A 9,147-nucleotide genomic window follows, 5' to 3' on the forward strand; every position below is an offset into this window, starting at 1 on the left:
CATCTATACCGAGCAGTATGAGGGACAGGAAAATGATCCCCTGATCTTCTGCACGGGCCCCGTGCCCGCGCAGCAGGTCGACCCGCTGATCCCGTGGCTGATGAAGAGCACCGGGGCGAAGCGGTTCTATCTGCCGTCGGCTGACTACATCTGGCCGCATCTGCTCAACAAGGCCGCCAGTCGGGCGGTGCACGCGAATGGCGGCGAGATCGTCGGCGAGGAGTATTTCCCGCTCGACACCGTCGATTTCCGGCGGACGGTGCAGCAGATCATGACCAGCGGCACCGACGTGGTTTTCAACACCATTGTCCCGCCGGGCCTGACGCCGTTCCTCGAAGAACTGCACAAGGCGGGTTTCGGCAAACGCGGCGGCAGAATCGTCTGCACTTACTTCGACGAGAACTTCTTTAATCTGGTGCCGTCCGAGCAGATCGAGGGCCTCTACAGCTGCCTCGACTACTACCAGGAGCTCGACGAACCGTTCGGCCGCGCGCTCTTGCGCCGCTATAGCGAGCGGTTCCCGGGCGGCGCCACCTTGACCGCGGGCAGCGGGTGCACCGGCCACTACCGGGCAATCAAGATGTGGGAAGCTGCGGTGAAGGAAGCAGGCAGTGTCGAGCGAGATGCGGTTATACAGGCGCTCGATCACGTGCGGATCGCCGAAGGCCCAGGCGGTCCGGCCGAGATGGTTCCCGGCCAGCACCATGTTCGCATGAACATGTACATCGCGCAGGCACAGAGCGGTCGATTCCGGATCGTCAAGAATCTGGGTGCGATCGATCCCAACGAGCAAGTGCTCAGCGGCTTTCAATTCAGGAACGCAGGGTGACTTGAAGCGCCGATCGCTGATGCCTCTGGCGGGGGCAGCCACATGGTGCCCTCGCCATCTCCGTCGCGCTGACAAGAACGATCGGTGGGTTCGTTGATGATGGCGTGTGTGCCTCTGTGTCCGTCAAAAAAGCCATATCGCAAGGCTTGCTGGTCGGACCCCGAGCGGGATCTGACCGCCTGCATGTCGCGGCCGACGACCTTAGTTCCCGCCGCTCTCTCTCATTCGCGCGATGATCTCGGCCATCAGCGCAAGGTCGCGTCGTGAGTCCGCCAGGTCGGTGACCGGCTTGGTGCCCTCCATGATGTGGCGGTGGAATGTCTCCAGCTCGTTGGAGAAGGCATCGCCATAGAGCGGTCCGAAGGCCTTCGTCACCGGGCCGAGCGGCCCGGCCTCGGTCACCTCCAGGCGCGTCGGCAGGCTGCGGATATAGGGCGTGTCGTAGATGATCCGTACCCGTTTGGTGTTGGAGCGAACCTCTATCATGGCATCGAACAGGCCGAGATCGTCGACCACCGCGTCATAGAGGCAGGCGAAGTGGCCATAATCGAAGGTGACGCTGGTGTTGGCGCCGCCATTGGTGCGGTGCGCCGCCACCACGCGCCGCGGCTCGCCAATCAAGCCGCGCATGGCCGAGATGTGGTGCGAGGAGAGCGCGGTCAGGCCGCGATAGGCGCGCACGAGCTCGGCCGAGGCGTCTTTTCCAACCACCTCGCGGATCAGCGCGTCGCGCTCCTCGGCACCGCGCTCAAGGATCGCCGGATCAATGTCCCGCGGATAGAGGATATTCTGGCTCTTCTTCAGGAAATGCCGGCCTTCCGAGATCAGGTCGAAAATGCGCACATGGGTGATGTCTTCGTGCGCCGGCAACTCGTCTCGCGCCGCCAGATAGGCCGGCGCGTAGCGGCGCATGTAGCCGACGAAGATCGTCTTTTTGTAATCCTTGCTCAGCGCCATCAGCTCGTCGATCTCGCGCACCGTCAGACAGGCGGGCTTTTCGAGCAGGACATGCTTGTTGGCTGCGATCGCGGCGCGGACGAAGCGGCTGTGCGTGTCGTCCGACGAGAGCACGAAGACCGCGTCGATGTCTGGCGAATTGATCAGCGCCTCGGCGCTTTCATAGGCCTTTGCGGTTGGGTATTGCGAGGTGATGAGCTTTACCAGGCTCGGCGATACGTCATGGGCGCCGGCGATGACCCAGCGGTCGCGCTGGTCAGCCAGCACCGGCAGATGGATCGATTGCGCCACCTCTCCAAGACCCACAAGCCCGACACGGATCAGCGACACGGCAAACTCCTTCGCTAGTTTGTTTCAAATTCCATGCGCGGCGCGGCGGTCACGCCGCGCCGGTCACCAGCGCCACGAGCTCGTTGCCGGTGGTGTCGGAGGATCGCACCGTCGCCACCATCTTGCCGGCGCGCATCACCCAGATCTGGTCGGAGAGCCGTCGCACCTGATCGAAATTGTGGCTGATCAAGATGACGCTTACGCCCTGCTCGCGCAGCTTGCGGATAAGAGCCTCGACATTTGCCGTTTCCTGCACGCCAAGCGCCGCCGTCGGCTCGTCCATAACCACCAGCTTGGCGCCGGACCCCGCCGCGCGGCAGATCGAGATCGCCTGCCTCTGGCCGCCCGAGAGACGCCGGACGCGCTGGGTCACGGACGGCACGTTGATCGACAGCCGCGACAGCATGGCGCGCGCCTGCTCTTTCATCGCCTTGCGGTCGAGCAGGGCGAACGGGCCGATGCGGCGCACGATCTCGCGGTTGAGGAAAAGGTTCTGCGCCACCGTCAATTCGTCGATCAGAGCCAGGTTCTGGTGCACGGTCTCGATGCCCGATTTGCGCGCCTCGTCCGGATTGGAGAACGGGTGCTGGCGGCCGTCGAAATAGATCGTGCCGCCGTCGGGCACATGCACGCCGACCAGACAACGGATGAGCGTCGACTTGCCGGCGCCATTGTCGCCGATCACCGCGGTGACCTCACCTCGCCGGGCTTGAAACCCGACATCGGTGAAGGCGCGGATGCCGCCGAAATGCTTGCTCAGTCCCTGGCAGGCGAGGATCGCCTCGGAAGGCGCGATGTGATTGACGAAGCTCATTTCTGATATCGCATGATCAGCGCCGCCAGGACCACGATCACGCCCACGGCAAGTGGTTGATAGAAGGCCGAGACGCTGAGCAGCGTCAGCCCGTTGACGAGGGCCGTCAGCATCAGCGCGCCGATGGCGGGTCCCAGGATGCTGGCGCGGCCGCCGAAGAGGCTGACGCCGCCCAGCACCACGGCCGCTACGGAGTTCAGGAGCAGGCTCGTATTGATCTGCGGCTCGGCCGAGCCGATGCGCGCCACCAGAAGGATCGACGCGATGCCGGCGCAGAAGCCGGAGATCGTATAGGCCGCGATCTTGACGCGGTTCGTGCGAATGCCGAGCGCGCTGGCGCTCTCGGCCTGGCCGCCGGTGGCAAGCAGATGCACGCCGAACCGCGTGTGGTAGAGCGCAACATGCGCGACAAGGACGGCCGCGATCGCCACCCAGACCGGATAGCCGAACGGCCCGAGATAGCCTGACGCGAGCTTGAGCAGGAACGTCGAGCCCACCATGGTCGGCTCGCCGCCTGACAGGATGAGGCCAAGACCAGTGATGCCGGAGAGCGTGCCAAGCGTCACGACGAAATCGGGAATACGCCCGGCGGTGATCAGCACGCCGTTCACGAAGCCTATGGCGCTGGTGGCGAGCGCCGCGAGCACGCAGGCGGCGAAGATGCCGAGACCCGCCGCATTGACCAGGCCGAGGATGACCGCGCCGAGCATGACGGAGGCTGCGAGCGAGAGGTCAATGCCGGACGTGGCGACAACGAAGGTCTGGCCGATCGACAGCACCACCAGGATCGCCGCGGCAAGCAGCATCGCCTGCATGTTGGCGACGCTGAGGAAGACTGGCGAGGTGATGCCGAACAGGACGACGAGACCGACCAGGCCGACGACGGATGCCCAGTCGGCCCAGAAGGAAGGATCGATGAGGAGAGCCGCCAGGGAGGGACGGCTCTCCTCGTGGACGCCCGCCTGTCGGGAGGCGGGCGCGTTGTCGGCTGGAAGGCTCACTTCAGCATCTCGCGCAAGGGATCCGGATAGTCGCCGCCTGGACGCGGGAAGTTCTTCAGCGAGGCTTCCGCATTGTCCTTGTTGATGAGGAGAACCGGCGCAGGCACGTTGGCGGGAAGTTCCTTGCCCATGGCGGCAAGCTTGCACGCCTCGACGCCCATCGCGCCAACCACATAGGGGTATTGCGCGACGGTGGCCGTGAGTTCGCCGGCAGCGACCGATTTCAGCGCGTCGACAATGCCGTCGAGGCCGATCACCTTGACGTCCTTGCCGGACGTCTGCACGGCCCGCTCGACGCCGAGCGCCATGATGTCGTTGGCGGCAAAGAAGCCGGCGAGATCAGGATGCGCGGCCAGGATGTCGGTGGCAGCAGTCAGCGCCTTCTCGCGATCCCAGTCGGCGCTCACCATGACCACCACGTCCAGCTTACCCTCGACCGCCTGCTTGAAGCCCTTGATGCGCGCGTTCGAGCCGACGTCGCCGACGATGCCGGCGACCAGCGCCACCTTGGAGCCTTTCGGCACCAGCTTCAGCATCTCCTCGCCGGCCAGCGCGCCGGCGGCGACATTGTCGGTGCCGATATAAGTCGAGACGGCGAAGCCCGCGGCCTTGGCCTGCTCGGCATCGATGGTCGAGTCGATGTTGACGATCGGCTTCTTCTTTTGGGCGACCGGCACCAGCGCCTGCACCAGGTTGGAGACGCTGATCGGATTGACCAGGTAGCAATCATAATCCTGCAGGGCCATGGCCGTCAGCTTGTCGGCCTGCCCCGTCGCATCGCCCATATTGGCGGCGGCCTGCACGGTGACACCGACGCCGTCGGCCTTGGCCTGTTCCTCGATGCCCTTCTGCATGGTCTGAAAGAACGGATTGTCGAGGCCTTTGACGATCGCTGCGACCTTGGCCTCTTCGGCGTGTGCGGGCACGGCAAGCGGCGTGGCAAGCAGGCCAGCGCCGAGCGCCAGGCAATTGAACATGCGCATATATCTTCCTCCTCCGGATTTTTGATTGTCGGCTCGTTGTTCTGCGAACGGCATGGCTGACGAAACACACGCGAGTCCGGGGCTTGCGTTGGAAAGACAAGCTGGTGCGCGCACAAGGCGCCCGGTTCGGGTTTCTTTCATATCAGGCGTTGCTCCTCCCAGAGCGCCGATGATATCACATCAGCGTTATCGCATGTTTGGAAATAATTTTACGTACGTCAAGAATTAAAATGGAGCACAGTGCATTTTTAATGAGGTTGGCGTCTGTGACGTGCCGCCATTGTGGCTTTAGCGGACGGGCTCCGAAGACCACGCTTGCGCTCGACCAAAGCGATCGAACCGGCGATCATGGAGGACCGCGCGGTCCGCTGTTCGGAAATGGCTGCTCGTGGCTTGCCGGCTATTTCGCCTGGGGGAGCGACGGCTCCGTCTCGTCCATCATTTGTTTGACGGCATCGGCTGACCTGCGCATCTCCGCTTCGTCCATGGTCCAACCGGCGAAGCGTTCCAGCAGAGCGGCGAACGTCACAAGGTCCTGCTCATTCCACTGCGTCAGCGATCCTGCAAAAATCCGCCATTTGGTCTGGCGCACCGCCGTCACGAGACGCTCGCTCTTGGGGGTGAGCTTGAGGCATATTCGCCGGGCATCGAGCTGCGATGCGACGCGGAAGGCGTAACCACGTTCGACGAGATCAGCGGAGATGCGACTGGCACGGGAGGGATCTATCCCCATGCGCTCAGCGATGACGCCGACCGTCACCTCGTCCTGCGGGGTGTCGCTGGCGACCGCGCTGAGCGCGATGATCGCATCGAGATGACTCAATTCCAGCGAGGGGTCGATACGGGCCACTATCAGCCGGCCGAAGTCCCGGCGCTGGACCGAGCGGCGCACCTTGTTCATCACCGCATCGATGGCGGCCACAGCCCCGGCTGCCGCTTCGGACAGGCCATGGCTGCGCGCCAGATCGGCGAGATCCTGATCGCCATGCGTCTGGCACAGGTTGGAAAATCGGTCGGGCTTGCCCGGCTCAGCATCTTTGCTCATCCCGCAGCGCGCTAGCAAAAATACATGCCGATGTCAATTGTATGCTAATAGCATATATTTGATGTTGACATACATCTGCCGTGAGCACATAAACCGCGCCCTAGCCTTGGAGATACGCCATGAGCCTTGACTCAACTCTTCCGGATGCGCCGCCCGTGGAGGCCGAAGCCAGGCCCGATCTTGCGACAATGATCGTCTATTTCGGCGCGCTGGTTGCCATGTTCATGGCCGTCATCGACATGCAGATCGTCGTCACCGCCTTGCCCACCATCGCAGGAGAGCTCGGCAATCTGCACCTGTTTGGCTGGGTGGGCGCCGCATATCTGCTCTCGACCGCCGCGGTCTCGCCGTTCTACGGCAAGCTTGGCGACATGTATGGCCGCAAGAATGTCGTCCTGACGGCCATCGGCCTGTTCGTGTTGGGCTCGCTGGCCTGCGGCATGGCATGGTCGATGGAGAGCCTGATCGCCGCGCGCGTGCTCCAGGGCATCGGCGGCGGCGGCCTGATGGTTTCCGCCTTCGCCATGATCGGCGAATTGTTCTCGCCGCGCGACCGCGCCAAGTACCAGGGTTACAGCTCGGCGGTGTTCGCGCTGTCCTCGGTGCTCGGCCCGTTGGCCGGCGGCTACATCACCAGCCTGTTCGGCTGGCGCTGGGTCTTCCTGGTCAATCTGCCGATCGGCATTATCGTCATGGCGGTGCTGGCATTCGCCATGCGCAGCCGCTTCAACGAGAAGAAGCACCATGTCGACTATCTCGGCGGCGTACTGCTGGCCATCGGCACGACGGCCATCGTCTATTGGGGCTATCATGTGCTTGACCCTTCCGGGCCGGACACCTTCACCTTCGTGCTGCCGCTGCTTGCGCTGGTCGCAATCATCTTGTTCATCATGGTCGAACGGCGGGCCGGGGAGCCGATTGTGCCTTTGCGGCTGTTCGCCATCTCGACGGTCAGCATCGTCTCGGGCGTGTCGCTGGTTGCCGGAACGGTGACGCTGGGCATGTTCTTCTACTTCGCCCTCTACATGCAGACCCTGACGGGGCTCAGTCCCGCTGAAGTCGGCTTCCTGTTCCTGCCGGCGTCGCTGACGTCGATGGTCATCTCGATCGTCGCCGGACGGGTCATTGCCGCAACCGGACGCTACAAATGGATGCCGGTGGTGGCGATGGCGATGGGTGGCCTGCTGATGATAGGCTTTGTCTTCATCAACCAGCATACGCCGATCTGGGTGCTGGCGGCGATGATGGCTACACTCGGCATCTCGATGGGCCTGCAGTTCCAGGTGCTGATCGTGGCGATCCAGGCAGCCGCACCCTTGCAGGACATTGGCGCGGTGACCTCGCTGATCACGCAGGCGCGCACGCTTGGCGCATCGCTCGGTCTTGCGCTGAACGGCGCGGTGATGATCTGGGCCTTGAACCGGCAGACCGCGGAGCTTCCCGCCGACGCCACCGCCCTGCTGCCGCAGGGCTTGAACGGGCTCACCCCGCACATCGCTTCGAGCTTGCCCGCCGCGATCCGCGAGGTGGTGCTCGATCATTATTCCAGCGGGTTCAACGTGATGTTCATCTGGGTGGCGGCGCTCTACTTCGTCGCCATGGGGCTGACGCTGCTGCTCGAGAACAGGGAAATCCCGAAGCGGGCCTGAGCCGCCGAGCCGGACGGAACCCGGACAGATTGAAGTCGCGTCAGCGTCTTCCCGATTTCAATTGAAATCATCCGGCTCTGGCGCCGGCCGGTCCGCTGGCCCCGTCGCCCGTCTCCTGGTCCTGCACCATCGAAAGCGCCGTGCCCGGCTCGCCCTCCCACAGGATAAGGCTGGCAGCACCCACGAGCCCGGCGCGGTCGCCGAGCTCGGCCGGCACGATCGGCACGTCGCGATAGGCCTGCATGGCCCGCTCCTCGATCGTCGCCCTGATCCCCGGCGCCAGCAGGTCGAAGCCGTTGGCGAGTCCGCCGCCCATGACGATCACCTCGGGCGAATAGAGATGCAAAAGGTTGGTAAAGCCGACGCCGAGCCATTTCGCTTCCGCCTCGACCAGGTCGCGCGCCGCCGCGTCCCCTGTCCGCGCGGCCTCGACGACATGGCGGGCCGAGACGTCGCCGTCATTGGAAAGCCGCCGCAACTGCGAGCCGTCGCCAGGCGCGGTGAGCCGCGTCGCCCGGCGCCCGAGAGCGGTGCCCGAAGCGACGGCCTCGAAGCAGCCGACATTGCCGCAGAAGCAGCGATCGCCTTCCCCGGTGATCGTCATGTGGCCGATCTCGGCCGCTAGGCCGCGCCGGCCGTGATAGATGTGGCCGTCGGCGATCACGCCGCCGCCGATGCCGGTCGACACGGTGACGAAGACCAGCGAGCCGGCGCCGCGTCCGGCGCCGAAGCGCCATTCGCCGAGCGCTGCCGCGTTGGCGTCGTTCTCCAACCGCACCGGCAGGCCGAACTGCCGGCTCAAAATGTCGATCATCGGCACGTTGTGCCAGCCGGAGAGCGTAGGCGGTCCGATGACGATGCCTGCCTTGGGATCGAGCGGACCAGGCGCGCAGGCGCCGATGCCGATCACTTTGGCTTGGGAGTGGTCGTCCAGCAGTTTGTCGGCGAGCGCGATGATCCGGCCGATGACCGCCTCCGATCCCGCTTCGGTCATCGTCGGTTCCGAGACGCGCGCCACGACCTCGCCGCCGCGCCCAATCAGCGCGCCGCGCAGCTCCGTGCCGCCGAGGTCGAAGGCTAGCGCAAGCGTGCTCATCAGGCGGCGGCCTTCAGTCCGTGCAGCCAGGCCATGCGTTGCGCAAGATCCGGATCACCGAAGGCGAGCGAGCCCAGCACCACAGTGTCTGCGCCTGCGGCGCGCAGCAGCGGCACCGTCTCGTGGCGTATGCCGCCATCGGCTGCCAAAATGATGTCGGCCTCGCGGCCGGCCTGTCGCATCAGCGCGCGCGCCTCGATCAGTCGCGGGCAGGCCCTTTCCGACAGGCTCTGCCCCTTGACGCCGATCGAGGTGCCGAGCAGCGTCACGAAGGCGACGTCAGGCAGAAACGGCTCGATCGCGTCGACCGGCGTTTCGAGCCTGAGCACCACGCCCGCCTCGGCGCCGAGCTCGTGCGCCAGCTTCACCGCGCGCAACCCGGCCTCGCCGTTTTCGGCGTGGATGGTGACAAGGTCGGCGCCGAGGCGGGCGTGGTGCTCAGG

The 9,147-nt window shown here is 64.6% G+C and carries 8 protein-coding genes and 1 pseudogene; 2 read left to right on the plus strand and 7 right to left on the minus strand.

The features are described from left to right. On the plus strand, positions 1-829 hold an 829-nt coding region (locus EOA23_RS27895), incomplete at its 5' end, for an ABC transporter substrate-binding protein (RefSeq protein ID WP_127306515.1). A 201-nt stretch (positions 830-1,030) separates the two neighbouring features. Here the strand turns inward: EOA23_RS27895 and EOA23_RS27900 are convergent. The 5 genes from EOA23_RS27900 to EOA23_RS27920 form a co-directional block, all read right to left on the minus strand. Next, complete coding sequence (locus tag EOA23_RS27900; protein ID WP_127306516.1) at positions 1,031-2,116, minus strand: Gfo/Idh/MocA family oxidoreductase; 1,086 nt, start codon at positions 2,114-2,116, stop codon at positions 1,031-1,033. 49 nt (positions 2,117-2,165) lie between these two features. Then, entirely contained in the window at positions 2,166-2,930 is a 765-nt protein-coding gene (locus tag EOA23_RS27905; RefSeq protein WP_127306517.1) for an ATP-binding cassette domain-containing protein, read from the minus strand. Continuing rightward, on the minus strand, positions 2,927-3,931 hold the full coding sequence (locus tag EOA23_RS27910) for an ABC transporter permease (protein ID WP_127306518.1): 1,005 nt from the start codon (positions 3,929-3,931) through the stop codon (positions 2,927-2,929). Before EOA23_RS27910 ends, EOA23_RS27905 begins: the two co-directional genes overlap by 4 nt. Continuing rightward, on the minus strand, positions 3,928-4,914 hold the full coding sequence (locus EOA23_RS27915) for a substrate-binding domain-containing protein (protein WP_127306519.1): 987 nt from the start codon (positions 4,912-4,914) through the stop codon (positions 3,928-3,930). Before EOA23_RS27915 ends, EOA23_RS27910 begins: the two co-directional genes overlap by 4 nt. 400 nt (positions 4,915-5,314) lie before the next feature. After that, positions 5,315-5,959: a MarR family winged helix-turn-helix transcriptional regulator gene (locus tag EOA23_RS27920; RefSeq protein WP_127306520.1), complete on the minus strand. Its 645-nt coding sequence runs from the start codon at positions 5,957-5,959 to the stop codon at positions 5,315-5,317. 119 nt (positions 5,960-6,078) lie between these two features. Between EOA23_RS27920 and EOA23_RS27925 the strand changes: the two genes are divergently transcribed. Further along, entirely contained in the window at positions 6,079-7,608 is a 1,530-nt protein-coding gene (locus EOA23_RS27925; protein WP_127306521.1) for an MDR family MFS transporter, read from the plus strand. A 67-nt stretch (positions 7,609-7,675) separates the two neighbouring features. On the opposite strand, the gene EOA23_RS27930 is transcribed toward EOA23_RS27925, so the two are convergent. Together EOA23_RS27930 and EOA23_RS27935 are read right to left on the minus strand one after the other, a co-directional pair. After that, positions 7,676-8,704 (minus strand): ROK family protein, encoded by a 1,029-nt coding sequence (locus tag EOA23_RS27930; protein WP_127306522.1) that lies wholly within the window; start codon positions 8,702-8,704, stop codon positions 7,676-7,678. Beyond that, positions 8,704-9,147: pseudogene (locus tag EOA23_RS27935) on the minus strand (D-allulose-6-phosphate 3-epimerase); the annotation flags it as partial. The gene EOA23_RS27930 and the pseudogene EOA23_RS27935, both read right to left, overlap by 1 nt.

Source organism: Mesorhizobium sp. M2A.F.Ca.ET.042.01.1.1 (genome assembly GCF_003997405.1).
Taxonomy (GTDB): domain Bacteria; phylum Pseudomonadota; class Alphaproteobacteria; order Rhizobiales; family Rhizobiaceae; genus Mesorhizobium.